Source organism: Alkalihalobacterium alkalinitrilicum (genome assembly GCF_002019605.1).
Classification (GTDB): Bacteria; Bacillota; Bacilli; order Bacillales; family Bacillaceae_F; genus Alkalihalobacterium; species Alkalihalobacterium alkalinitrilicum.
Genome location: NZ_KV917368.1, coordinates 2,561,088 through 2,585,370, shown reverse-complemented (window position 1 = coordinate 2,585,370; position 24,283 = coordinate 2,561,088). Strand labels below are relative to the sequence as shown.

Genomic DNA, 24,283 nt, shown 5'->3' with positions numbered 1-24,283 from the left:
AATAAATTTGAAAAGAGGATCTTACATGGAAAAATTTAATGTGCAAAATGTGATCGATACACTTGAAGAGCTAGTTAACATTCCAAGCCCTTCAGGGAATACGGAAAAAGTGATTGCTGCTGTAGAAAATCAATTAAAGCCTTTAGGTGTAAAAATGCAGAGAAATCGTAAAGGTGGTTTAATTGTGACGCTTCCTGGTGAAAATGACCGAGAACATAAGATGATAACAGCACATGTGGATACGTTAGGGGCAATGGTTAAGGAAATAAAAAGCGATGGTCGCTTAAGTTTAACGATGATTGGTGGATTTCGTTGGAACGCAGTTGAAGGTGAATATTGTCAAATTGAAACGAGTGAAGGAAAAGAATATACAGGGACGATCCTGATACACCAGTCTTCAGTTCATGTGTATAAAAATGCTGGTGAAATTAAACGCGATGAAAAAAATATAGAAGTTCGTGTCGATGCACCCGTTACAAATGCAAACGAAGTACGTGAATTAGGAATTGAAGTGGGAGATTTTGTCTCTTTTGATCCTAGGTTTCAAGTTACGGACCATGGTTTTGTGAAATCGCGCCACCTTGATGATAAAGCTAGTGTTGCTATCTTGATGAACACGATTCAATTAATTATCGAAGAACAACGGAAACTACCGTATACGACACATTTTCTGATTTCGAATAATGAGGAGATCGGTTATGGAGGTAACTCTAATATACCACCTGAAACTGTTGAATATTTAGCCGTTGATATGGGGGCAATAGGGGACGGACAAGCTACAACAGAATATTGTGTTTCTATTTGTGCCAAAGATTCTAGTGGACCGTACCATATTGGTTTGAGAAAGAAATTAGTTCAAATTGCAAAAGAACAGAATCTAAACTATGCTGTAGACATTTACCCTTATTATGGTTCAGATGCTTCGGCTGCCATTCGTTCGGGTCATGATATTATTCATGGATTAGTTGGCCCTGGTATTGATGCATCACATGCTCATGAAAGAACACACTTTGATTCCCTCGTAAACACGTGGAAGCTAGTGTATCACTATCTATTCTCTAAATAATATTATAACAATTGGTGTCAGATACCTTCATTTAATGAAGGTATCCTGACACCATTTCTTTTTTTGCATTAAAACTACCACTTTTGCAAAAAATGTATATGAAGTGGAGGCGATTTACTTTGGCAAAAAAGAATATTTTACATCCTGTTTCTAAAAGTATTGAGGAGAATATACAGTATTTAAAAGAAGCGCTTGGTGTGGATAAAAGTTTCGATATAATCCATTTGGATTTAGAGTATGGGAAGGTTCCAATGGCTCTCTTTGTCGTTGATGGCTTTGCTAAAGACTTTTCATTAACACAAATACAACGAGAACTTCTTTTGCTGAAACCGGAAGATTTACAAGGAGACCCATTAAAAACCCTTACACATACTCGTATACCATATGTTGAAATTGATACAAATGATGATTTAGATGCAATTGTTGATGATGTTTTAGCAGGACAAGCTGCTTTGGTTGTGGATGGATTGGATCAAATTATTTTAATGGATACGAGAACATATCCAGTAAGAGGTCCTGAAGAGCCTGATACCGAACAAGTAATTCGTGGAGCCAAAGATGGATATGTAGAAACGCTAGTTGAAAATGCAGCTTTGACTCGTAGAAGAGTTCGTGACCGTACGTTAAGGATCGAATATAAACGAGTGGGGAGAAGGTCAAAAACAGATTTATGTATAGCGTACATAGAAGATATTGCTGATCCTAATATTGTCGATAAAATTAGTCAAGCGCTTGATTTAATTGATACAGACGGACTACCAATGGGAGATAAAACGATAGAGGAATTTATTTTCGGGCAACATTATAATCCCTATCCAATGGTACGGTATTCAGAGCGTCCAGATGTCGTTGCCTCTCATTTATTTGAAGGACACGTTGTTATTATGGTCGATGGTTCTCCGAGTGTCATGATCACACCGACAACGTTTTGGCACCATTTACAACATGCTGAGGAATACCGTCAAAAACCAATCATCGGTGCAGCTTTAAGAGCTGTTCGTTTTACAGCTGTATGGGCATCAATTTTTTTACTACCTCTTTGGTATTTATTTGCGACAAATCAACACCTACTTCCAGAAATGTTAGCTTATATTGGACCGAATGATGAAGGGCAAGTCCCTATATATGTTCAATTTTTATTAGCGGAAATTGGTATAGAAATGTTGAGAATGGCTGCTATCCATACGCCTAGTGCGCTGGCGACTGCACTCGGGTTGGTTGCTGCGATATTAATTGGTGAAGTTGCTATTGAAGTAGGCTTGTTTTCACCAGAAGTTGTTTTATATCTAGCCGTTGCTGCTGTGGGGTCATTCGCAACGCCAAGCTATGAATTAAGTTTAGCCAATAGGTTAATAAGAGTGCTTTTATTAATAAGTACTGCGATATTTGGCTTAGGTGGATATGTAGTTGGAGTTGTCTTATTTATTCTTTTATTAACAAGTATGAAAGGTTTTCAAACACCATATTTATGGCCGTTCCTGCCTTTTTCCTACCGAGGGTTTCGTGATGTTTTATTGCGATCACCGATTCCGTTAAAAAATCGAAGACCAACTGGAATACACCCACTTGATCCTGATCGTTAATCTTATTAAATTCAAAAAAAGTAAGCTAAGCATATGCTTAGCTTACTTTTTTAAATCGAAATCTATTTGATAAAAGTCATCTTTAATAAATATTTCTGATTTATTAATAGCTAGGTTTTCGGTTGCAATGACGAGTCCAATCGGTGTTTCTTCATTCGCATTAACGATTGTAAACGGTACATTATATTTATTGGCTTCTTTCACATAATTTGAATAAAGATGATACGATAAGTTTCCGTTAATGTATATGCGAATGTTATGAGCGGTATTTAAAATGGTCACTGCCTGGTCATACATTCCCTTATGAATTACTTGACGTTTCGTTAAGGCAAGGTGAATACGTTCAATAATGGTAGTTAAGAATAGATTACGTTCTTCTGATTTAATTTCAGGATTGCCGTATAGACCACGGTTAATAATATCTTTTAGTTTATCTTCCATGTTACACTCCTTTATTTTATCTCCTTAACTTGCGCAAAGACTCCCACCTCAAGGCTTTGAGGAAATAAGGAAGACAAAGTAGGTGTTAGGCCTCCAGTGACACCACAATAGGTTCTAGATAACATTGATGGGGATGAAGGAAAATCCACACTCAATGAGGTTCACTTTATCTCCTCTTACTTTAGTGTCTTATTCATTTTTTTTTCACATATAGATGAAAAAAGGCTTGTTTCACTATTAAGAAGGAGGAACAATAATGATTAATGGCATGGTAGGAATATTTTACAGTATTTTTATGGGATTCGCCATTGGTGGATTAATGATATCAAAAAGAATAATGCCAATTCGACTTCAAGTGTTTCTTGTCACTATGTTTTTTGCATTTACCGTTTATTTAGGCTATATTATCGGTCGCTTTGTGTCAGTATTTTCTCTACAATTCATTGAAATATTAGTCGGTCTTGTCACTCTAGCTATGGTCGCACTTGCTTTCATCCATTTTCATCCGATGATGGGTTACTTTCATCGACAGTCACGAGTGTTATGGGGTGTATTGTTTTTTTTATTTTTGTTATTTGGTATCGAATGGAAAATAAGAGAGGTAGGCATTTGGCTTCATTTCATTTCTGTTCTCTTTTTTTATTTTTCCATCCTGTTAGGACAACTTATTCAATATGAAATATTACAAAAAATATGGAGATTTGAATTTATTTCCTATTTACCATTATTATTTTTTATGTTGATAGCGATTTTCAAATTTTTCTAATTTTACCAATCGTGTTTAACGTCTTCAATGGATGATACAGCGTTTTGAGATTCTTCGTGTTCTGAGTTAAATAAACCAATAAAAGCTAAAATAAATCCAACAGCTATTAAAACAATAGCTAAGACAAATGATTTCTTTTTATTTATACAATAAACTGCGATAATTACTGCACTTACTAGTACAAGTAATCCTAAAATAAAATAAGTAAAGCTGTCCATAAATGAGTCCCCCTTATAAAATGTTCTCTTTATATGTTAGAACAAATAAGGGCTTTTTTATGTGACAAATTAATAAACAATTGTATATTGAAATATTTGTTGATGAAATAGAAGTTGATATAATGTGTAAGGAGGGTGATGATAATGAATACGTTCTATGATGTTCAACAATTATTAAAAAAATTCGGGACATTTATTTATACAAAAAATCGAAGTGTAGATTCCTTAATGATGGAAGATGAAATTCGAGAGTTGTACGAATCAGGGATGGTTGATAAACAGTCATATCAAGCTGCTTTGCTTATTCTAAAGAAAGAACAACGTGAGCAACAGAAAGGTTGATTAGATGGTTACAAAATGGTTTGTCGGGGTAGACCTCGGCGGTACAACAATCAAGTTAGCGTTTGTCGATCCGTATGGAGATATAATATTTAAGGGAGAAGTTCCAACAAATACAACTAATGGTGGAACAAATATTACAACTGATATAGCAAAATGGATTGATCAAGCGTTAGAACACCTAGGAGTTTCCAAAGATCGGTTACATTCAATTGGAATGGGAGCACCTGGGTTTATCAATATGGAAACAGGATATATTTATCAAGCCGTTAATATTGGTTGGAAAGACTTCCATTTAAAAGATCGTTTAGAAATGGATACAAGTCTTCCAGTAACAATTGACAATGACGCTAATATTGCTGCTTTAGGTGAAATGTGGCGTGGTGCTGGTAATGGAGCTAAAAATTTATTATGTGTTACTTTAGGAACTGGAGTTGGCGGAGGGGTTATTGTGAATGGTTCAATCGTACATGGAGTAAATGGAATGGCCGGTGAAATTGGTCATATTACAGCGATACCAAAAGGTGGATTTCCATGTAATTGTGGAAAAGCGGGTTGCCTTGAAACAATCAGTTCTGCAACAGGAATATCTAGAATAGCTAAAGAATTTGTCAGTGATTTTCCAAATAGCTTGTTAGCAAATGGAAATATAAATGCCAAAATGGTGTTCGAAGCGGCTGAGAAAAACGATGAGTGTGCCTTGAAAGTCATTGATCATATTACATATTATTTAGGGTTTGCACTTGCTAATTTAGCCAATTCCCTTAACCCTGAAAAAATAGTTATTGGTGGTGGGGTTTCTAAAGCTGGTGAAACATTACTGAAGCCATTAGAAAATCACTTTCAGTTATTTGTGTTACCCCGAGTGGCCCAAAGTGTTTCCATTGTACCAGCAACATTAGGGAATGATGCTGGAGTTATAGGTGGGGCTTGGTTAGCTAAGACAAAAAATAGGTAAAAGGTTTATCGAAGGCAATTAACGGTAAATAACCGTTAACATATAATAATATTATCAACGTAGAGAAATCGTGCATTGAATCGCACGAGAGTTAGAAAACTAAATCTAATTTAGTTAAGTTAAAAAGGGGATTTTCATATGGAAAAATATCGAGTTGAACGGGATTTAATTGGTGAAAAAAAGGTTCCATCAGAAGCGTATTATGGAATTCAAACGATGCGAGCAAAAGAAAACTTTCCAATTACAGGATATCCGCCGCATCAGGAATTAATTAAAGCGTTCGGATATGTAAAAAAAGCAGCAGCTTTAGCCAACCGTGATGTTGGAGCATTGAATCCACAAATTGCTGATGCAATTGTAGAAGCTTCTGAAGAAGTAATAGAAGGTAAACTCAATGACCACTTCATCGTAGACGCTATTCAAGGCGGGGCAGGTACGTCCTTTAATATGAATGCAAATGAAGTAATTGCGAATCGAGCGATTGAGTTTTTAGGTGGTAAGAAGGGCGAGTATATAAAAGTCAGTCCGAATACGCATGTAAATATGGCTCAGTCAACCAATGACGCTTTTCCGACAGCTATTCATATCGCCTGTTTAAACTTAGCTAAAGGTTTGACAAAGGAACTTGAAGATTTAATCCAGGTTCTGTCAGAAAAAGAACAAGAATTTGATAGTGTCATTAAAATGGGTCGTACTCACCTTCAAGACGCTGTCCCTATACGGTTGGGACAAGAATTTGGTGCTTATCGTCGAGTCATTACTCGCGATTTACGACGCCTAATGGGATCTCTAAATGAATTATATCAAATTAATATGGGAGCAACGGCAGTCGGAACTGGTTTAAATGCGTTACCTGAGTATATTAAAAAAGTGGCCAAGTATTTAGCTGACATCACTCATTTACCTTTTAAAACAGCAGAAGATCTTGTGGATGCTACGCAAAATACAGATGCTTACACCGAGTTATCAAGTGCTTTAAAAATATTAGCAATTAATTTATCGAAAATAGCCAATGATTTAAGATTAATGAGCTCGGGTCCTCGAACAGGGTTAAATGAAATTAATTTACCTGCACGGCAACCAGGATCATCCATTATGCCAGGGAAGGTAAATCCTGTTATGTGTGAAGTGATTAATCAAATTTCGTTTCAAGTCATTGGAAACGATCATACGATTAGCTTAGCTTCGGAAGCGGGACAGTTGGAGTTAAATGTAATGGAGCCAGTATTAGTATTTAACTTGTTACAATCATTATCAATTTTACAAAATGGTATAAAAGTATTTAGACAATATACAATTGAAGGGATTACAGCTAATATTGAAAGGTGCAGAGAAATGGTGGAAAGAAGTGTAGGAATTATAACAGCCATTAATCCACATGTAGGGTACGAAACTGCAAGTCGAATTGCAAAAGAGGCTATACAAACAAATCGTCCAGTTCGAGAAATTTGTATTGAAAGAGGCATACTTTCAGAAGAAGAATTAAATGAAATTTTAGAACCAAAAGAGATGACGAACCCTGGAATAGCAGGGGCTAAATTTATATATAATTAAGGTATAAGAAACTTTTATTTGACAAGGGGTGCTCAGCATTCCTTGTCAAGTTAATTTAAACTGGCACTAAGGCTCTACATCAAGGCTTTGAGAAACCAACAAAGACTTAATGGGACATATTACACTTAAAGTCAAACTAAATTCACAACGTGCTTGGAGTGTGACTTCATGTCGTGCGAGCCCCTAGAATGGAATGAAATTTCACTTTATCACATAAGTTTACTTTTAGTGTATTTTTATTGAGCAAACTGAAAAAACGTGTAATAATGAAAATTACGATTTAGAACAAATTTTAAAAGAAGAAGTTTAAACGGAGGTTCGAATGAAAAGTAAATCTCTGTTTTTCGTATTAACCTTCCTTATGATTTTTACTATTGGATGCACTACGAAAGATAATGTCGTATTAAATCACCCTCAAAAAAACTACAACTTGATTGAAAAAAAATTAGGTGTAATGAAAGAAACTATTTTCCATACCCCAATTCAAATGAATCCGTATAGCTTTGTTGAAATAAGTGGTTGGTATGATAGTCAAACGATTTTGTTGCTAAGAGATGAAAATGCGATTTCTTATTTAGATCTAGTGAATTTAAAGACAAGTGAGACAGTTGAATTCTTTCAAATCGACGAGCCTATTCTTTCGGTTGAAGCAAACTATGATTATTCCTACTTTGCTGTTCAAACATCAACTTATGAGTTAACCTCGCCTCTTTATTTTATTAATAAAGAAGGAGAGTTGGTTTATTCATTAAGTGAAGTGGGGGAAGAATTTTCTCTCTTTTGGAATCCTTACAATCATGATGAACTTATTATTATTTCATTCCTCCCTGATTGGGATTACGATGTTTATCGTCTTAATTTAAAAGAAGAAAAATTAGTTCAACTAGATCTTGAGAAGATGTATTTTCAATGGATCAATGTAGATGAAATAGCATTTCTGGAATGGGCATCTTTTGCTCCAAGTTTTTATGCACCGATTTTTAAGTATAATTTAAATACAAACGAAACAGAAAAGTTTTTAGATGAAGTCATTGCTTTTTTTACTTTTGCTGATACTATTCTCGTAGCTGTTTCGGTTGATTCGTTAGAAGCCGAAAATTCGATTTATCAGATCTATCAAAACGAAGATATGATTGGAGAGTTAGAAATTCCGACGTTAAATACGTACTCTGAACAATGGTGGATTCCATTTCATGAATATGATGCAAATGAGCATTTATTTTATTATTTAAAACCGTTATATAGTGGTGATTTTTTCAGTTATGATGCTCCTTATGAATTAACAAAGTACAATGTTGAAACGGGTACAGAACAAAAAGTAGTTGATGTAGATCTTCAATCCCCATTAAAGCTTTCACCTGATGGAAAATGGATGTTGTATGGGAATCAATATGAATGGTTAATTAATTTAACAAATAAAACAAAGCATTTCCTCTTGGAATGAAGGTAGGGTAATGGTTGTAATCTATAAAAATTGTGTCATAATGAAAGGAAGAACATTATTAAAAAGTTTATAGTGTGACTAGGGGTGCCTATCAAAGTGGGCTGAGAAAAAGGAACCTTTTACCCTCGAACCTGATCTGGTGATCCCAGCGTAGGAAAGTCGAAGATTTGATTTACTTATCAATATCTAGCCGTAATCCGTCGTTGGGTTACGGCTTTATTTAATTTTTAGAGGTAAAGAAGGGAGACAGCTAGAAAATGAGAGAGTTTAAACTTTATACAATTACTGGTGAAGAATTTCATCAGGGTCGTGATTTAATAACAGTAATGGAACAAGCGATTATCGGTGGGTCGGATATCATTCAATTAAGAGATAAAACTAATTCAAAGAAAGTGGTCTTTGAAAAAGGAAAGCAATTACGAGAGTTAACGAAAAAATATGGAGTAACGTTTATTGTTAATGATCATATTGATGTGGCACTCGCCGTGGATGCAGACGGTATTCATATTGGGCAAGATGATTTACCGATTGAAGAAGCAAGAAAAATAGTAGGGAAGGACAAGATAATTGGACTTTCCACTCATGCGATAGAAGAAGCTAGAGAAGCTGAACGTGCTGGTGCAGATTATATTGGTGTAGGTCCGATTTTCCCGACTAAAAGTAAAGTCGATGTTGTAGATCCTGTTACGACTGATTATATCCGTCAAGTCGTAAAGGAAATCACGATCCCTTTCGTAGCTATTGGTGGAATTAAGCTTCATAATGTCGATCAAGTGTTAGAGGCTGGAGCAACTCGAATTTGTGCTATTAGTGAAATTGTCGGAACTGATGACATTAAATCTGTTTGTCAACAATTCATTCAAAAAATTGATCAAAAGGTGAAGGTGTAATGGAATTATATATTAATGGTGAAACGGTTGAATTAGAAGTTAAAACACTTATAGATATTGTAAAACATTATGGATTAGAGAAAGATTTAGTAGTAACTGAAGTAAATGGAGAAATTGTTGATCGGAGTAATTGGGAAGATACAATGGTTGAACCTGGAATGAAAATTGAACTAGTTCACTTTGTAGGAGGCGGATGATTATATGAATAATAATGATAAATTCATCATCGCAGGAAAAGAGTTGTCTTCACGTTTCTTTATTGGTACAGGGCGATACCCTAATCCGTTTGTACAAAATGAAGCCATAAAAGCATCTGGTTCTGACGTTTTAACATTTGCCATTCGGCGTGTGAATTTAGAAGCTCCAGATGAAGATGCGATCTTACAACACTTAGAAGGTCAAACGTTTACGTACTTACCAAATACATCAGGAGCCAAAACAGCGGATGAAGCGATCCGGATTGCTCGTTTAGCGAAAGCAAGTGGGTTAAGTGATTGGATTAAGATCGAGATAAGTGTCAATGAAAAAACGTTATTACCTGATCCAATAGAGACTTTAAAAGCAACAGAAGTTCTTGCAAAAGAAGGTTTCGTTGTACTCCCTTATACTTCGGACGACCCAGTCCTGTGTAAGAGGTTAGAAGAGGCTGGTGCGGCTGCCGTTATGCCTGGAGGAGCACCAATTGGAACGGGATTAGGCATTCTAAATCCTTATAATTTATCGTTAATTGTTGAAGAAGCTAACGTTCCGATTATTGTGGATGCGGGACTAGGATCGGCAAAGGACGTAGTTCAAGCAATGGAGTTAGGTGTTGATGGAGTCTTAATGAACACACCTGTTGCAAAAGCAAAAGATCCTGTAAAGATGGCAACAGCGATGCGCTATGCTATAGAAGCTGGTAGAATGTCTTATTTGGCAGGTCGAATTCCGCAAAAACGATATGCTACAGCGAGTAGTGCTTACGAGTCGTTGATCTTGAAATAGAAAGAGTGGATTTATATGGGAGAACGGATTGTCGTACTAGGTGGGGGTATTATTGGTCTTGCGACAGCTTTTGAGTGTCAAAGACGAGGGCACGACGTTACAGTGTTAGAAAAAGTGGCTTGTGGTGGTCAAGCTTCAGGTGCCGCCGCAGGAATGCTCGCACCATTTTCTGAAATTGGCGAAGACCCAGATGATTTCTTTAGACTTTGTCTTGAGAGTTTAAGGCTATATCCAAAATGGCAAGAAGATGTTAAGGACATATCAGGTATTGACTTTGAATACAGTAATTCTGGAAGTTTACACTGTGTATACCATGAAGCTGATCTTCTTGCTCTTGAGACGAGACTACAATGGCAAGGGCAGTTTGGTGCAACAGCTGAAATCCTTTATGGAGAAGATTTATTTAAGTTAGAAAAAGAGTTATCACGTGAAATGATTGCCGCGATGTATTATCCAGAAGAAAGTCATGTGTATGCACCAGATTACGTAAAAGCTCTCGAGGAAGGCTGTCGAAAACTAGGTGTGAAAATTTTTGATCATTTAGAAGAAGTGCATCTAGAGCGTTGGCAGTCTGAAATTAGTGTCTGTGCCAAAAATGGACAAAAGTTCTCTGGGGACCGTCTAGTTATAAGTAATGGTGCGTGGGCGAAAGAATTAGAAAATGTGTTTGGTCTCAATATTCCTGTTTACCCGATTCGAGGGCAAATTTGTGCATACAACATTCCCGTGGGTAAGGTAAAACATATAATTTATACGAGCCAAGGTTATTTAGTTCCAAAAGCAAACGGAACACTTGTTAATGGGGCTTCCGAGGATATTGCGGGTTTTGACACTACGGTAACAGAAAAAGGGATTCGTAGATTAACGAATTGGAATAAAAAAGTATTACCTTTTTTAGAAAGTGAAGTTCCCTTTCATACGTGGGCTGGACTTAGACCTGCTACTCAAGATGGCTATCCATTAATTGGTGGTTTGTCGAATGTACCTGAGATCATTTTCGCAGCGGGTCATTATCGAAATGGTATTTTACTAAGTCCTGTCACAGCACATATTGTTGCAGATCTTCTCGATAAAAAACAAGAAATAGTACCGTTAACTTCGTTTGCACCTGAGCGTTTTAGTTAAAAGGAAGGTGAAATAAGTATGAACAAAGCATTAACAATTGCAGGATCTGACAGTGGTGGAGGAGCAGGCATCCAAGCTGATTTAAAGACTTTTCAAGAATTGGGAACGTTTGGTATGAGTGTTATCACCGCATTAACTGCACAAAATACATTAGGAGTTCATGGTGTTTTCCCGCAAACAGCAGAGGCCATAGAAGCTCAATTAGATGCTGTGCTTTCGGATATCGGCACAGATGCAGTAAAAACAGGGATGCTCTTTTCTCCAGAAATTATTGAATTAGTTGCTGACAAATTAAAACAATACAACGTGGAGAACATCGTTGTTGACCCAGTAATGATTGCTAAAGGTGGGGCTTCGTTATTACAAGATGCGGCTGTTGATGCACTCGTGACGAAACTTCTTCCGCTGGCTACAGTTATTACTCCTAATTTGCCAGAAGCAGCAAAAGTTTTAGGGATAAAGGAAATGACAACGTTAGAAGAAATGGAAAGTGCAGCCAAAAAATTACACGGTCTAGGACCGAAATATGTGGTCTTAAAAGGTGGACATTTAGAAGGGGATACAAAATCTACGGATATTTTATACGATGGACAAACAATCACCTATTTAGAAGCAGAACGGGTTAGTACAAAAAACACACACGGTACAGGTTGTACCTTTGCAGCGGCTATAGCGGCCCAGTTAGCAAAAGGCGATGAAATAGCAGATGCTGTGAAAACGGCTAAGCAATTTATAAGCGCAGCCATTACTCATTCTTTATCGATTGGTAATGGTATTGGCCCAACTAATCATGCTGCTTACCGTTTATACATGTAAAAGTTTTCAGGCTGATCTTAGGAAGGTATCCTTGATCAGCCTTTCTTATTGAAGCAAAAGGTGGACAAATAAAGGAAACTTAGAGACAATAAAAATACTACATCATTTCAAGAGTAAGGTGGTTGTTTATGTTTAAAGGAAATGCCGCTGTCATCGTATTACCACTACTATTAATGGGGTTTATTTTTTATGGAGGATATCATTATTTAAATTCTTCAGATGAAATAACAAATGAATCTTTAGATCAGGTGTTGTCTTTCGTTGTTGAAACAACAACCAACGGAACTTCTCAAACAATTAGTGGTAATTGGGATTGGAAAGAAATGCCTATTGATGGTTTGTTAGGCGATGATTATATTGGAGTAAAAATAGGTGGAGAAGGAGAGCAAGATAATATAGGTGAGGAATATATCCAATCTGCCCGACTTATTTTAAAACATGGTGGGAAAGAAATTTATGAAACGAATGGAACGCTCGTACATGATGGAGTCGTGTTTACATTTCCAAACGAGCTTCAAGATCATATTGGTTTCGGTAATATGGGATCGTTTGAGATTGTAATAGTGGGCGAGGCGTTTATAGGTACTGACGTTTCTATTAGTTATATGCACACATGGGAGATACATGAAAGCCTATCATTTGATCAAGCTCGCTTATCTACCGCTAACGTAGATATTGATCATTGGATTATCGAACGATTTACTTCAATTCCACAACCATAAGAAAGGATTGGACAACATGATTAAAGGTTTGTCCTATCAAAATGGGATTTTTTTTATTGGAAAAGAATATGTTGCTTGTGCTTTTAACAACAATGGTAGAATATCTGATTGGGTTAAGCCCGTAAACATAACAACAATTTTTTTCATGATAAACCAAGTTTTTTTCTCGATGCCCTCGTTGTTTAAACTGTTTACGATTATTTTTATGGGACTTGTTTTTGTCCCTAAATTGCTACTACTCTTTAGTTTCGAATTTTGGACAGGTTTGCCTTTTTACTTTTTATTTTATTACATGTTTGGAACACATTTTCTATTCCCGACATCGTTAAAAAAATTTCATGGGGCAGAACATAAAGTGTTTAGTGATCGCGGAATAAAAAAACAATCAAGACTGTATCAAATTCGAAAAGCGGCAATAACAAATGAATACTGTTCCACAAATTCAGTTGTCATTTATTTCAGCTCAGTATTAATCGTATCATTAATACTGTTAACGGTATTGTCATTTGTAGAGTCACTGATGTGGGCGTCTTATGCAAGTGTAGTTATACTAATTGTTATTAATCGTACCTTGAATAAAAGACCGATGCAAATTGTGAAACGGTTTGTTATAAGTGTCTCATATTATTTACAAAAACATGTGACGACAACTGAGCCAGATCGATTTCATTTAATGACAGCAATACGCTCCTATCGTAAATTAGCAAATGTGGAATTTCCTCACCTTTTAGAGGAAAAAAAGATTGTAAAGGAGAAAAAGAAAATGGCCATTGTAGATGTTACGATTATACCGATTGGCACCAATGCATCAAGTGTAAGTCATTATGTTGCTGATATACACAGGGTTTTAGAAAAGTATAACAAAAAAATAAAGTACCAACTAACCCCGATGAGTACAATTATTGAAGGGGAATTACCTGTTCTTTTTGAAGTGATTCAAGCGATCCATGAAGTTCCTTTTGAGGCTGGAGTTCAAAGAGTTGCAACGAATATTAGAATCGATGATCGTCGTGACAAGGCATCGACACTCGAGGGGAAATTAGCTTCAGTCAATGAAAAACTAAGTGATCAAAGCACTCCTGAATAGGTTGATATCATAATAACAGAAGAAACACCTCCAACGTCTTTAGGTTCCCAACGTATGGAGGTGTTTCCTTATGTATGGCTGGGCTAGCAGGATTTGAACCTACGCATGACGGAGTCAAAGTCCGTTGCCTTACCGCTTGGCTATAGCCCAATGAGTTAACAGTCATTATTGTGTGCGTTCTGAGAAGAAATATACAATTTTTTAATAAAAAATTTACTTTTATTAGAAGAGATTTGGTAGTATCGTAAAAAGGAAGACATGGTTAAGGAGGTGCCTATTTGGAAGATATTGAACAAAAAAGTAATCGTTTATTAATTGAAGCTACAAAGAGAAAGGCGAGTGATATACATATTGTTCCATATAGAAGCCAAGCAAGTATTTTTTTTAGAATTCATCAAAGGTTACAGTTCATTGAAGAAGTTTCTAAAAGAATGTGTGAAAAGTTAGTTAGCCACTTTAAATTCTCAGCCTCCATGGATATTGGGGAAAAAAGAAAGCCACAAAATGGATCTATGGAGTTTACTTATCATTCAACCCTCATCAGCTTACGCCTTTCTACAATACCTACGCCTTTTCAGGAAAGTTTAGTCATTCGTCTTTTACCTCAAGATAAAGCTTTATCTCTCGAGCAACTTCCTCTATTTTACAATGATTCTTCATTTTTAAAACGAATAACGCAAAAAAGAAGTGGCTTGATTATTATTACTGGACCAACGGGATCTGGTAAGACGACAACGTTATACTCCATCATGCAGGCTGCTAGGGAGGAGGAGTTTTTAAATATTGTAACCTTAGAAGATCCAATTGAGAAAAGAACAGAAGGGATCACACAATTGGAGATTAATGATAAAGCTGGTATTACGTATAATGAAGGGTTGAAAGCTATCCTTCGTCATGACCCTGATATTATTATGGTTGGTGAGATTAGAGATCATTTAACAGCACAACTCGCTATTCGTTCAGCTATGACAGGGCATCTTGTTTTAACAACAATGCATACAAAAGATACCGTTAGTGCGATATATCGATTGCTGGAGTTAAATATAGCAGCTCACGATATTGAACAATCACTTGTTGGAGTTATTGCACAAAGGTTAGTGGAACGACGCTGTCCGCTTTGTGGAGACAATTGCTCGATCTACTGTGAAAAAGTATATCCTAATCAAATTACGGCTTTATATGAATTCCTATTTGGCGGTGAATTAGAAAAAGTCCGAAAAAGTATTTTTAAAAACCGACCTTTATCTAGTCCAAGAATATCGACTATTCATAATCAAATAATTAAGGCTTATGCACTTGGATATATAACAAGACGCTCCCTAGAGAAATGGGGTGGAAACGAATGAGATGGGACAAGAGGTTTAACGGGATAAAAAAAGCTGAATTTCTGCAGAGACTGGGCCTTTTGCTGCAACAAGGTTACAGTCTTTCAGCTGGTTTAGAATTAATTCAAATATCTCACAAAAAACAAGTAAAAGAAAAATTAACGGAAGTTCTTCAATGCCTTAAAGATGGACAACCTTTATTTAAGGCACTCGAAGGGATGAACTTACCGAATAATATTAGTTCCTTTATCTTTGTTGCAGAGCAGATTGGGACTCTCTCGGACGGTTTGGTTGAAGCAGGAAAATTGTATCTAAAGCAAGAACTTATTAAAGATAGGGTAGGTAAATTGTTAAGGTACCCATTATTTTTAATATGGTTACTTTTTATTATCTTAATTATAATGATTACTTATTTGTTTCCTCATTTTAAAAATCTTTATGAAACGATGTCTGTGGAGTTACCGATAGTAACTGTATTTTTTCTTCGCTTCATAGATAGTATTCCAGTCTTGTTAATCATCGCTCTGGTAATTTTTCTATTCGTCTTCACTTACTACATGACAAAATTCCGCCATTTTACTCCTCATAATAAAGTGACTTTACTACTGAAAGTTCCGTTTCTATCCTCGTTTATTTCAATGTTTATCACATACTATTTTTCTGTTCAACTAAGTAGTTTATTAAAAGCGGGGTTGTCTATTTCCCAAGCGTTAACTATATTTAAAAGTCAAAGTGTTATAATGTTCTTTCAAGATGAAGCCACGTGGTTAATTCACAGATTAAAGGACGGGGAAGATTTGGCTGTTGCTTTAAGCTCGAGACCATTTTTTGAAGAGGAATTATCACTCGTGATAGTCCATGGACAGAATCGAGGAGCTCTTGATGTAGAATTACTTCATTATAGTGAGCATTTATTTATTTCTATAGAAGAAAAAGTAAAGAGGATAGTAATGATTTTACAACCAGGTCTATTTCTTATTATTGGTATCATTGTATTATTCATGTTCTTATCTATCCTTGTGCCCATGTTTCAGTTGATTAACTCTTTAAGTTAACCATAGGTTGAAAAGGTGGATGAAGAAGCAACTTGTTAGTCACCTTGCTTCATTTCTCCCGTGACTGGTACTAAGACTCTGACTGTAAAAAGTTTTACTTATACACGAAAGAATTAAAAACTTCATGGAAATGCGAAATATAGTAAAAAAACGGTGTAGGAAGTTCAAAAGCCATTAACAGTAATTTTTAGAAGTGATTTTAATTATATTTATTTTAAAAAAACACTTGAAAGATTATTTATTAAATGATATATTATTACTTGTCGCCGCTGATGAGTGGTTGGCGAAAAAAACTTTCAACAAAGTCCTTGACGACGATTTGATTGTTTGTTATTATGATAAAGCTGCTGTTGAACAGCAACTAAAGTTCTTTGGAAACTGAACAAAAAGCCAAGCGAAAATAAAGAGATACATGATATCTCGTCAATGTTTAAAACGTCACGTTTGTGACAATGAGCTTAATCAAACACTTTATTGGAGAGTTTGATCCTGGCTCAGGACGAACGCTGGCGGCGTGCCTAATACATGCAAGTCGAGCGGACCTTTCAAGAGCTTGCTCTTGAAAGGTTAGCGGCGGACGGGTGAGTAACACGTGGGCAACCTGCCCTGTAGACTGGGATAACTTCGGGAAACCGGAGCTAATACCGGATAATCAATCACACCACATGGTGTGATTGTAAAAGTTGGGAATTCTAACACTACGGGATGGGCCCGCGGCGCATTAGCTAGTTGGTGAGGTAATGGCTCACCAAGGCGACGATGCGTAGCCGACCTGAGAGGGTGATCGGCCACACTGGGACTGAGACACGGCCCAGACTCCTACGGGAGGCAGCAGTAGGGAATCTTCCGCAATGGACGAAAGTCTGACGGAGCAACGCCGCGTGAGTGATGAAGGCCTTCGGGTCGTAAAGCTCTGTTGTTAGGGAAGAACAAGTACCGTTCGAATAGGGCGGTACCTTGACGGTACCTAACCAGAAAGCCACGGCTAACTACGTGCCAGCAGCCGCGGTAATACGTAGGTGGCAAGCGTTGTCCGGAATTATTGGGCGTAAAGCGCGCGCAGGCGGTCTTTTAAGTCTGATGTGAAAGCCCACGGCTCAACCGTGGAGGGTCATTGGAAACTGGAAGACTTGAGTACAGAAGAGGAGAGTGGAATTCCACGTGTAGCGGTGAAATGCGTAGAGATGTGGAGGAACACCAGTGGCGAAGGCGACTCTCTGGTCTGTAACTGACGCTGAGGCGCGAAAGCGTGGGGAGCAAACAGGATTAGATACCCTGGTAGTCCACGCCGTAAACGATGAGTGCTAGGTGTTAGGGGTTTCGATGCCCTTAGTGCCGAAGTTAACACATTAAGCACTCCGCCTGGGGAGTACGGCCGCAAGGCTGAAACTCAAAGGAATTGACGGGGGCCCGCACAAGCGGTGGAGCATGTGGTTTAATTCGAAGCAACGCGAAGAACCTTACCAGGTCTTGACATCCCTTGACACCTCTAGAGATAGAGTTTTCCCCTTCGGGGGACAAGGTGACAGGTGGTGCATGGTTGTCGTCAGCTCGTGTCGTGAGATGTTGGGTTAAGTCCCGCAACGAGCGCAACCCTTGATCTTAGTTGCCAGCATTTAGTTGGGCACTCTAAGGTGACTGCCGGTGACAAACAGGAGGAAGGTGGGGATGACGTCAAATCATCATGCCCCTTATGACCTGGGCTACACACGTGCTACAATGGATGGTACAAAGGGCAGCGAAACCGCGAGGTCGAGCCAATCCCATAAAACCATTCTCAGTTCGGATTGTAGGCTGCAACTCGCCTACATGAAGCCGGAATCGCTAGTAATCGCGGATCAGCATGCCGCGGTGAATACGTTCCCGGGCCTTGTACACACCGCCCGTCACACCACGAGAGTTTGTAACACCCGAAGTCGGTGGGGTAACCTTTTGGAGCCAGCCGCCTAAGGTGGGACAGATGATTGGGGTGAAGTCGTAACAAGGTAGCCGTATCGGAAGGTGCGGCTGGATCACCTCCTTTCTATGGAGTATTTACTCTAGTCGATGCATACTTCGAGTATGTACGCTTTGGTCTTTTTTGTTCAGTTTTGAGAGAACTCAAAACTCTCTGATTTACTTTTTGCATCTGCGTCTACGAGCAACGCTTCGAAGTAAGCTTCCTCGATGCAAGGCTGCAAGAAGTATAACTTAGATGACTGTTCAAGTTGTAATTGAAGTCAGTTACCTTGTTCAGTTTTGAGAGAACTCACTCTCATACAAATGGATTGTTTTCCTTCAATTACCATTGAAAAAACGTCTTATTTGTAATAAAATATAAATCTACTTTTGAGAATACTCAAAAGTAATTTTTATCTAAAGCGTTCTTTGAAAACTGGATAATGACTAGAAATGACATCAAGATTTCACTGGATTGCACTTTGTGTAACCAAGAGTAACTTGAGTCGTCAAGAATTCAACAACCTTTATAGATTTAAGAGACAAATTAGAAGCAAGGAGTACGAGGCGGCAAGTTCTCAAGTAGCGGAATGTACGTTTAAAGTGTACATGAGCAACGCCGAGAGCGCAGTCAACGAAGTAATCCGCCGCTTATCATTTGTCGAATGGTTAAGTTAGAAAGGGCGCACGGTGAATGCCTTGGCACTAGGAGCCGAAGAAGGACGCGACGAACAGCGAAATGCCTCGGGGAGCTGTAAGTAAGCTTTGATCCGGGGATATCCGAATGGGGGAACCCACCATCCGTAATGGGATGGTACCCATACCTGAATACATAGGGTATGAGGAGGCAGACCTGGGGAACTGAAACATCTAAGTACCCAGAGGAAGAGAAAGCAAATGCGATTTCCTGAGTAGCGGCGAGCGAAACGGAATTAGCCCAAACCAAGAGGCTTGCCTCTTGGGGTTGTAGGACGTCTCACATGGAGTAAGAAAAGACGATCATAGGCGAAGCGGTCTGGAAAGACCCGTCAGAGAAGGTAACAACCCTGTAGCCAAAATGATCGTCTCTCCGAGACGGATCCTGAGTACGGCGGGACACGTGAAACCCCGTCGGAAGCAGGGAGGACCATCTCCCAAGGCTAAATACTCCCTAGTGACCGATAGTGAACCAGTACCGTGAGGGAAAGGTGAAAAGCACCCCGGAAGGGGAGTGAAAGAGATCCTGAAACCGTGTGCCTACAAGTAGTCAGAGCCCATTTACGGGTGATGGCGTGCCTTTTGTAGAATGAACCGGCGAGTTACGATCCCGTGCAAGGTTAAGCTGATAAGGCGGAGCCGCAGCGAAAGCGAGTCTGAATAGGGCGAATAAGTACGTGGTCGTAGACCCGAAACCGTGTGATCTACCCATGTCCAGGGTGAAGTTCAGGTAACACTGAATGGAGGCCCGAACCCACGCATGTTGAAAAATGCGGGGATGAGGTGTGGGTAGGGGTGAAATGCCAATCGAACTCGGAAATAGCTGGTTCTCCCCGAAATAGCTTTAGGGCTAGCCTCGAGGGAAGAGTATTGGAGGTAGAGCACTGATTGGGCTAGGGGTCCCCACAGGATTACCGAACTCAGTCAAACTCCGAATGCCAAATACTTATCCTCGGGAGTCAGACTGCGAGTGCTAAGATCCGTAGTCAAGAGGGAAACAGCCCAGACCGTCAGCTAAGGTCCCCAAGTATACGTTAAGTGGTAAAGGATGTGGAGTTGCCCAGACAACCAGGATGTTGGCTTAGAAGCAGCCACCATTTAAAGAGTGCGTAATAGCTCACTGGTCGAGTGACTCTGCGCCGAAAATGTACCGGGGCTAAACGTATCACCGAAGCTACGGCTTGTCCTTACGGACAGGGGTAGGGGAGCGTTCTAAGTGCAGCGAAGTCAGACCGGAAGGACTGGTGGAGCGCTTAGAAGTGAGAATGCCGGTATGAGTAGCGAAAAGAGGGGTGAGAATCCCCTCCGTCGAAAGCCTAAGGTTTCCTGAGGAAGGCTCGTCCGCTCAGGGTAAGTCGGGACCTAAGCCGAGGCCGAAAGGCGTAGGCGATGGACAACAGGTTGAAATTCCTGTACCACCTCCTCACCGTTTGAGCAATGGGGGGACGCAGTAAGGTAGGGTAAGCGCGCTGATGGATGCGCGTCTAAGCAGTTAGGCTGGTAAGTAGGCAAATCCGCTTACCATAAAGGCTGAGCTGTGATAGCGAGGGAAATTAAGTACCGAAGTTCCTGATCCTACACTGCCAAGAAAAGCCTCTAGCGAGGTGAGAGGTGCCCGTACCGCAAACCGACACAGGTAGGCGGGAAGAGAATTCTAAGACGCTCGGGAGAACTCTCGTTAAGGAACTCGGCAAAATGACCCCGTAACTTCGGGAGAAGGGGTGCTCTGTTAGGGTGTATGCCCGAGAGAGCCGCAGTGAATAGGTCCAAGCGACTGTTTAGCAAAAACACAGGTCTCTGCGAAGCCGCAAGGCGAAGTATAGGGGCTGACACCTGCCCGGTGCTGGAAGGTTAAGGGGAGTGGTTAGGCGCAAGCCGAAGCTGTGAACCGAAGCCCCAGTAAACGGCGGCCGTAACTATAACGGTCCTAAGGTAGCGAAATTCCTTGTCGGGTAAGTTCCGACCCGCACGAATGGTGTAACGACTTGGACACTGTCTCAACGAGAGACCCGGTGAAATTATATTACCTGTGAAGATGCAGGTTACCCGCGACAGGACGGAAAGACCCCATGGAGCTTTACTGTAGCTTGATATTGGATTTTGGTACAGCTTGTACAGGATAGGTAGGAGCCTTGGAAGCGTGAGCGCCAGCTTACGTGGAGGCGTCGGTGGGATACTACCCTGGCTGTATTGAAGTTCTAACCTCGAACCGTGATCCGGTTCAGGGACAGTGTCAGGTGGGCAGTTTGACTGGGGCGGTCGCCTCCTAAACAGTAACGGAGGCGCCCAAAGGTTCCCTCAGAATGGTTGGAAATCATTCGTAGAGTGCAAAGGCATAAGGGAGCTTGACTGCGAGACCTACAAGTCGAGCAGGGACGAAAGTCGGGCTTAGTGATCCGGTGGTTCCGCATGGAAGGGCCATCGCTCAACGGATAAAAGCTACCCTGGGGATAACAGGCTTATCTCCCCCAAGAGTCCACATCGACGGGGAGGTTTGGCACCTCGATGTCGGCTCATCGCATCCTGGGGCTGAAGTAGGTCCCAAGGGTTGGGCTGTTCGCCCATTAAAGCGGTACGCGAGCTGGGTTCAGAACGTCGTGAGACAGTTCGGTCCCTATCCGTCGTGGGCGTAGGAAATTTGAGAGGAGCTGTCCTTAGTACGAGAGGACCGGGATGGACACACCGCTGGTGTACCAGTTGTTCCGCCAGGAGCATAGCTGGGTAGCTACGTGTGGACGGGATAAGCGCTGAAAGCATCTAAGCGTGAAGCCCCCCTCAAGATGAGATTTCCCATTACGTTAAGTAAGTAAGACCCCTTAGAGATGATGAGGTTGATAGGTCTCGGGTGGAAGCGTGGTGACACGTGGAGCTGAGAGATACTAATCGGTCGAGGGCTTATCCAAAACATAAAGTGTTGAAATTCTTCTAGTACATTATCCAGTTTTGAGAGAATGACTCTCAATCATAAGCGTCGAAGAAATTCGCAGCTTATCACAATTTTAAAAAGGATTTTCAGAAGCATTATCAAAGTCCTAATAGAAAATTGTTAGAAGCGAGTAGCTCGAGGCGGCAAGCTCACGAGTAGCGGAATGTACGTTTGAAGGGTACATGAGCAACGCAGGGAGCGCAGCCAACGAAGAAATGCGAAGCTTATCACAATTTTATAAGTCTAGTGGCGATAGCGAAGAGGTCACACCCGTTCCCATGCCGAACACGGAAGTTAAGTTCTTCAGCGCCGATGGTAGTTGGGGGCTTCCCCCTGTGAGAGTAGGACGTCGCTAGGCTATTAAATAAATATTATCTGGGGCCTTAGCTCAGCTGGGAGAGCGCCTGCCTTGCACGCAGGAGGTCAGCGGTTCGATCCCGCTAGGCTCCACCAGGAATTTTCATTCGGAGGAATACCCAAGTCCGGCTGAAGGGATCGGTCTTGAAAACCGACAGGCGGGTTAAACCGCGCGGGGGTTCGAATCCCTCTTCCTCCGCCATATTTATTTAATAATTAACACCATTCATATTACCGCCAGGTGGAGCAACGAGCAACACATCGATGAAAAAACATCGATTTGTCTCGACGCATAAAACTACGAAGTGATGCAAGTAGAGGAAGTGACAGTCAATTGCTTCGATGAGTAACATCATCCATAAGCATTCATATTATCGCGGGGTGGAGCAGTCTGGTAGCTCGTCGGGCTCATAACCCGAAGGTCATAGGTTCAAATCCTATCCCCGCAACCAAAAAAATGTGCTAAGTTAGATAAGGGGTGCTGTCCTGAAAGGCACAAAGGTAGTACTTTAAGATTATAGTAAAAGATTATGTAAGTTCTTTAAATGTGGTCCCGTGGTGTAGCGGTTAACATGCCTGCCTGTCACGCAGGAGATCGCGGGTTCGATTCCCGTCGGGACCGCCATAATAATGGAGGGGTAGCGAAGTGGCTAAACGCGGCGGACTGTAAATCCGCTCCCTGAGGGTTCGGCGGTTCGAATCCGTCCCCCTCCACCATTTAATTTCACATGGCGGTTGTGGCGAAGTGGTTAACGCACCGGATTGTGGTTCCGGCATTCGTGGGTTCGATTCCCATCAGCCGCCCCATTTGAAAATAAATTGTTTTCTTTTATCATAATTTCTGCTAAGTATGGATGTACTTCAGTGGGCTATAGCCAAGCGGTAAGGCAACGGACTTTGACTCCGTCATGCGTAGGTTCGAATCCTGCTAGCCCAGCCATTTTGCGGAAGTAGTTCAGTGGTAGAACATCACCTTACCAAGGTGAGGGGCGCGGGTTCCGCTCCATATTCTAGCATGAGTAGATTAGGGGAAAATAAGTCTAAATACAATTATCATATTTATCGGGAAGTGGCTCAGCTTGGTAGAGCACCTGGTTTGGGACCAGGGGGTCGCAGGTTCAAATCCTGTCTTCCCGACCATCATATATGCGGGTGTAGTTTAATGGTAAAACCTCAGCCTTCCAAGCTGATGTCGTGAGTTCGATTCTCATCACCCGCTCCATTTTTAATGGGCCTATAGCTCAGCTGGTTAGAGCGCACGCCTGATAAGCGTGAGGTCGGTGGTTCGAGTCCACTTAGGCCCACCATAAATAATTTTGGAGAAGTACTCAAGTGGCTGAAGAGGTGCCCCTGCTAAGGGTATAGGTCGGGTAACCGGCGCGAGGGTTCAAATCCCTCCTTCTCCGCCATAGCCATTATGGCCCGTTGGTCAAGCGGTTAAGACACCGCCCTTTCACGGCGGTAACACGGGTTCGAATCCCGTACGGGTCACCAACTTCATTATTTGAATTTTTTCAGTTTGTGTAAGTAGTTTAAAAATACTTTAATTGGAAAATTATTACCTCTTTGGTAGAACAACGAACATTTACTTTTCTGAAAACTTATAAATTCGGTGTATAGTTAAAAACGTAAGAAACATTATAATGAATAAGCTACTTTAATTTTGGAGCCATTAGCTCAGTTGGTAGAGCATCTGACTTTTAATCAGAGGGTCGAAGGTTCGAGTCCTTCATGGCTCATCACTAAATACAAGCGGGTGTGGCGGAATTGGCAGACGCGCTAGACTTAGGATCTAGTGTCTTATGACGTGGGGGTTCGACTCCCTTCACCCGCACCATATACATAAATCGTTGACCTCAGGTATTCTGAGGTTTTTTTGATTTTAAGAGAGTAGTGTATAAGTATATACATCGTATGCCACTATCTTTGGTGAATAATCGTTTTTAGTAATTCTGTAAATTTTACGTAAATTTTTTAAAGTTTAAAAGGCATT

At 40.2% G+C, this 24,283-nt stretch carries 20 protein-coding genes, 15 tRNA genes, 3 rRNA genes, 1 pseudogene and 1 riboswitch; of the genes and pseudogenes, 36 read left to right on the top strand and 3 right to left on the bottom strand.

Annotated elements, in window-relative coordinates:
* Positions 1-25: 25 nt before the first annotated feature.
* Entirely contained in the window at positions 26-1,066 is a 1,041-nt protein-coding gene (locus tag BK574_RS12365) for a M42 family metallopeptidase (RefSeq protein ID WP_078428819.1), read from the top strand.
* A gap of 119 nt (positions 1,067-1,185) precedes the next feature.
* Positions 1,186-2,649: a spore germination protein gene (locus BK574_RS12360; RefSeq protein WP_238458013.1), complete on the top strand. Its 1,464-nt coding sequence runs from the start codon at positions 1,186-1,188 to the stop codon at positions 2,647-2,649.
* A gap of 42 nt (positions 2,650-2,691) precedes the next feature.
* On the opposite strand, the gene BK574_RS12355 is transcribed toward BK574_RS12360, so the two are convergent.
* Positions 2,692-3,090, bottom strand: coding sequence for a YueI family protein (locus BK574_RS12355; RefSeq protein WP_075388703.1), 399 nt, complete (start codon positions 3,088-3,090; stop codon positions 2,692-2,694).
* Positions 3,091-3,346: 256 nt separating this feature from the next.
* Here BK574_RS12355 and BK574_RS12350 point away from each other — a divergent pair, with 256 nt between their 5' ends.
* Positions 3,347-3,856 carry a hypothetical protein gene (locus tag BK574_RS12350; protein WP_078428817.1) on the top strand — a complete coding sequence of 170 codons (510 nt, stop codon included), beginning with the start codon at positions 3,347-3,349 and terminating at the stop codon, positions 3,854-3,856.
* Positions 3,857-3,858: 2 nt separating this feature from the next.
* Here BK574_RS12350 and BK574_RS12345 read toward each other — a convergent pair whose 3' ends face one another.
* Entirely contained in the window at positions 3,859-4,074 is a 216-nt protein-coding gene (locus BK574_RS12345) for a hypothetical protein (protein ID WP_078428816.1), read from the bottom strand.
* Between the two features lie 144 nt (positions 4,075-4,218).
* Here BK574_RS12345 and BK574_RS12340 point away from each other — a divergent pair, with 144 nt between their 5' ends.
* The 12 genes and pseudogenes from BK574_RS12340 (at position 4,219) to BK574_RS28410 (ending at position 13,993) form a co-directional block, all read left to right on the top strand.
* Positions 4,219-4,416, top strand: coding sequence for a YqgQ family protein (locus tag BK574_RS12340; protein WP_075388700.1), 198 nt, complete (start codon positions 4,219-4,221; stop codon positions 4,414-4,416).
* A gap of 4 nt (positions 4,417-4,420) precedes the next feature.
* A complete protein-coding gene (locus tag BK574_RS12335; protein WP_075388699.1) occupies positions 4,421-5,371 on the top strand; it encodes an ROK family glucokinase in 951 nt (316 codons plus the stop codon).
* Positions 5,372-5,509: 138 nt separating this feature from the next.
* Positions 5,510-6,925 carry an aspartate ammonia-lyase gene (gene aspA, locus BK574_RS12330; RefSeq protein WP_075388698.1) on the top strand — a complete coding sequence of 472 codons (1,416 nt, stop codon included), beginning with the start codon at positions 5,510-5,512 and terminating at the stop codon, positions 6,923-6,925.
* A 322-nt stretch (positions 6,926-7,247) separates the two neighbouring features.
* Complete coding sequence (locus BK574_RS12325) at positions 7,248-8,369, top strand: YqgU-like beta propeller domain-containing protein (RefSeq protein ID WP_078428815.1); 1,122 nt, start codon at positions 7,248-7,250, stop codon at positions 8,367-8,369.
* A gap of 70 nt (positions 8,370-8,439) precedes the next feature.
* Positions 8,440-8,543: riboswitch (TPP riboswitch) on the top strand.
* An 83-nt stretch (positions 8,544-8,626) separates the two neighbouring features.
* Positions 8,627-9,259 carry a thiamine phosphate synthase gene (gene thiE, locus BK574_RS12320; RefSeq protein ID WP_078428814.1) on the top strand — a complete coding sequence of 211 codons (633 nt, stop codon included), beginning with the start codon at positions 8,627-8,629 and terminating at the stop codon, positions 9,257-9,259.
* The gene (gene thiS, locus BK574_RS12315; protein ID WP_078428813.1) at positions 9,259-9,456 is read left to right on the top strand and encodes a sulfur carrier protein ThiS; all 198 of its coding nucleotides are present in this window, start codon (positions 9,259-9,261) and stop codon (positions 9,454-9,456) included. The genes thiE and thiS overlap by 1 nt, the downstream gene beginning before the upstream one ends.
* A gap of 4 nt (positions 9,457-9,460) precedes the next feature.
* Complete coding sequence (locus BK574_RS12310; RefSeq protein ID WP_075388694.1) at positions 9,461-10,243, top strand: thiazole synthase; 783 nt, start codon at positions 9,461-9,463, stop codon at positions 10,241-10,243.
* A 15-nt stretch (positions 10,244-10,258) separates the two neighbouring features.
* Positions 10,259-11,368, top strand: coding sequence for a glycine oxidase ThiO (gene thiO / locus BK574_RS12305; RefSeq protein WP_078428812.1), 1,110 nt, complete (start codon positions 10,259-10,261; stop codon positions 11,366-11,368).
* An 18-nt stretch (positions 11,369-11,386) separates the two neighbouring features.
* Positions 11,387-12,184: a bifunctional hydroxymethylpyrimidine kinase/phosphomethylpyrimidine kinase gene (thiD, locus tag BK574_RS12300; protein WP_169917348.1), complete on the top strand. Its 798-nt coding sequence runs from the start codon at positions 11,387-11,389 to the stop codon at positions 12,182-12,184.
* A gap of 128 nt (positions 12,185-12,312) precedes the next feature.
* Positions 12,313-12,906 carry a hypothetical protein gene (locus BK574_RS12295; protein WP_075388691.1) on the top strand — a complete coding sequence of 198 codons (594 nt, stop codon included), beginning with the start codon at positions 12,313-12,315 and terminating at the stop codon, positions 12,904-12,906.
* Positions 12,907-12,922: 16 nt separating this feature from the next.
* A pseudogene (locus BK574_RS28415) lies at positions 12,923-13,597 on the top strand (DUF1385 domain-containing protein); the annotation flags it as partial.
* A gap of 72 nt (positions 13,598-13,669) precedes the next feature.
* Complete coding sequence (locus tag BK574_RS28410) at positions 13,670-13,993, top strand: MTH1187 family thiamine-binding protein (protein WP_238457632.1); 324 nt, start codon at positions 13,670-13,672, stop codon at positions 13,991-13,993.
* Positions 13,994-14,068: 75 nt separating this feature from the next.
* Here the strand turns inward: BK574_RS28410 and BK574_RS12285 are convergent.
* Positions 14,069-14,143, bottom strand: a tRNA-Gln gene (locus BK574_RS12285).
* A 128-nt stretch (positions 14,144-14,271) separates the two neighbouring features.
* Here BK574_RS12285 and comGA point away from each other — a divergent pair.
* The 21 genes from comGA to BK574_RS12185 all read left to right on the top strand — a co-directional run bounded on the left by comGA (position 14,272) and on the right by BK574_RS12185 (position 24,127).
* The gene (comGA, locus tag BK574_RS12280) at positions 14,272-15,339 is read left to right on the top strand and encodes a competence type IV pilus ATPase ComGA (RefSeq protein ID WP_078428809.1); all 1,068 of its coding nucleotides are present in this window, start codon (positions 14,272-14,274) and stop codon (positions 15,337-15,339) included.
* On the top strand, positions 15,336-16,373 hold the full coding sequence (gene comGB / locus BK574_RS12275; protein WP_158211642.1) for a competence type IV pilus assembly protein ComGB: 1,038 nt from the start codon (positions 15,336-15,338) through the stop codon (positions 16,371-16,373). The genes comGA and comGB overlap by 4 nt, the downstream gene beginning before the upstream one ends.
* 193 nt (positions 16,374-16,566) lie before the next feature.
* Entirely contained in the window at positions 16,567-16,755 is a 189-nt protein-coding gene (locus BK574_RS27530; RefSeq protein ID WP_078428807.1) for a hypothetical protein, read from the top strand.
* Between the two features lie 89 nt (positions 16,756-16,844).
* Positions 16,845-18,396: ribosomal RNA gene (locus BK574_RS12265) — 16S ribosomal RNA — on the top strand.
* 368 nt (positions 18,397-18,764) lie between these two features.
* A complete protein-coding gene (locus BK574_RS28100; RefSeq protein ID WP_218970575.1) occupies positions 18,765-18,989 on the top strand; it encodes a hypothetical protein in 225 nt (74 codons plus the stop codon).
* Positions 18,979-21,910 (top strand): 23S ribosomal RNA (locus tag BK574_RS12260). Before BK574_RS28100 ends, BK574_RS12260 begins: the two co-directional genes overlap by 11 nt.
* A 265-nt stretch (positions 21,911-22,175) precedes the next feature.
* Positions 22,176-22,291 (top strand): 5S ribosomal RNA (gene rrf, locus BK574_RS12255).
* The 16S, 23S and 5S rRNA genes sit together here with 14 tRNA genes alongside, the layout of an rRNA operon.
* Before the next feature lie 19 nt (positions 22,292-22,310).
* Positions 22,311-22,386: transfer RNA gene (locus BK574_RS12250), tRNA-Ala, on the top strand.
* A 13-nt stretch (positions 22,387-22,399) separates the two neighbouring features.
* A tRNA-Ser gene (locus tag BK574_RS12245) sits at positions 22,400-22,492 on the top strand.
* A gap of 173 nt (positions 22,493-22,665) precedes the next feature.
* Positions 22,666-22,742: transfer RNA gene (locus tag BK574_RS12240), tRNA-Met, on the top strand.
* 97 nt (positions 22,743-22,839) lie between these two features.
* Positions 22,840-22,915 (top strand) — tRNA-Asp (locus BK574_RS12235).
* Positions 22,916-22,922: 7 nt separating this feature from the next.
* Positions 22,923-23,007: transfer RNA gene (locus BK574_RS12230), tRNA-Tyr, on the top strand.
* Between the two features lie 14 nt (positions 23,008-23,021).
* A tRNA-His gene (locus BK574_RS12225) sits at positions 23,022-23,097 on the top strand.
* 58 nt (positions 23,098-23,155) lie between these two features.
* Positions 23,156-23,230 (top strand) — tRNA-Gln (locus BK574_RS12220).
* Between the two features lie 123 nt (positions 23,231-23,353).
* Positions 23,354-23,430 (top strand) — tRNA-Pro (locus BK574_RS12215).
* Positions 23,431-23,438: 8 nt separating this feature from the next.
* A tRNA-Gly gene (locus tag BK574_RS12210) sits at positions 23,439-23,512 on the top strand.
* Between the two features lie 8 nt (positions 23,513-23,520).
* Positions 23,521-23,597: transfer RNA gene (locus tag BK574_RS12205), tRNA-Ile, on the top strand.
* An 11-nt stretch (positions 23,598-23,608) separates the two neighbouring features.
* Positions 23,609-23,699, top strand: a tRNA-Ser gene (locus tag BK574_RS12200).
* A 10-nt stretch (positions 23,700-23,709) separates the two neighbouring features.
* Positions 23,710-23,784: transfer RNA gene (locus tag BK574_RS12195), tRNA-Glu, on the top strand.
* A gap of 172 nt (positions 23,785-23,956) precedes the next feature.
* Positions 23,957-24,029 (top strand) — tRNA-Lys (locus BK574_RS12190).
* A gap of 13 nt (positions 24,030-24,042) precedes the next feature.
* Positions 24,043-24,127, top strand: a tRNA-Leu gene (locus tag BK574_RS12185).
* The last annotated feature ends 156 nt before the right edge of the window (positions 24,128-24,283 follow it).

Excerpts from the sequence above, each read along its gene's own strand:
- BK574_RS12365 (WP_078428819.1), top strand. The coding sequence starts at position 26 with ATGGAAAAATTTAATGTGCAAAATGTGATCGATACACTTGAAGAGCTA.
- BK574_RS12355 (WP_075388703.1), bottom strand. The coding sequence starts at position 3,090 with ATGGAAGATAAACTAAAAGATATTATTAACCGTGGTCTATACGGCAAT.
- BK574_RS12350 (WP_078428817.1), top strand. The coding sequence starts at position 3,347 with ATGATTAATGGCATGGTAGGAATATTTTACAGTATTTTTATGGGATTC.
- BK574_RS12345 (WP_078428816.1), bottom strand. The coding sequence starts at position 4,074 with ATGGACAGCTTTACTTATTTTATTTTAGGATTACTTGTACTAGTAAGT.
- BK574_RS12340 (WP_075388700.1), top strand. The coding sequence starts at position 4,219 with ATGAATACGTTCTATGATGTTCAACAATTATTAAAAAAATTCGGGACA.
- BK574_RS12335 (WP_075388699.1), top strand. The coding sequence starts at position 4,421 with ATGGTTACAAAATGGTTTGTCGGGGTAGACCTCGGCGGTACAACAATC.
- aspA (WP_075388698.1), top strand. The coding sequence starts at position 5,510 with ATGGAAAAATATCGAGTTGAACGGGATTTAATTGGTGAAAAAAAGGTT.
- BK574_RS12325 (WP_078428815.1), top strand. The coding sequence starts at position 7,248 with ATGAAAAGTAAATCTCTGTTTTTCGTATTAACCTTCCTTATGATTTTT.
- thiE (WP_078428814.1), top strand. The coding sequence starts at position 8,627 with ATGAGAGAGTTTAAACTTTATACAATTACTGGTGAAGAATTTCATCAG.
- thiS (WP_078428813.1), top strand. The coding sequence starts at position 9,259 with ATGGAATTATATATTAATGGTGAAACGGTTGAATTAGAAGTTAAAACA.
- BK574_RS12310 (WP_075388694.1), top strand. The coding sequence starts at position 9,461 with ATGAATAATAATGATAAATTCATCATCGCAGGAAAAGAGTTGTCTTCA.
- thiO (WP_078428812.1), top strand. The coding sequence starts at position 10,259 with ATGGGAGAACGGATTGTCGTACTAGGTGGGGGTATTATTGGTCTTGCG.
- thiD (WP_169917348.1), top strand. The coding sequence starts at position 11,387 with ATGAACAAAGCATTAACAATTGCAGGATCTGACAGTGGTGGAGGAGCA.
- BK574_RS12295 (WP_075388691.1), top strand. The coding sequence starts at position 12,313 with ATGTTTAAAGGAAATGCCGCTGTCATCGTATTACCACTACTATTAATG.
- BK574_RS28410 (WP_238457632.1), top strand. The coding sequence starts at position 13,670 with ATGGCCATTGTAGATGTTACGATTATACCGATTGGCACCAATGCATCA.
- comGB (WP_158211642.1), top strand. The coding sequence starts at position 15,336 with ATGAGATGGGACAAGAGGTTTAACGGGATAAAAAAAGCTGAATTTCTG.
- BK574_RS28100 (WP_218970575.1), top strand. The coding sequence starts at position 18,765 with ATGACATCAAGATTTCACTGGATTGCACTTTGTGTAACCAAGAGTAAC.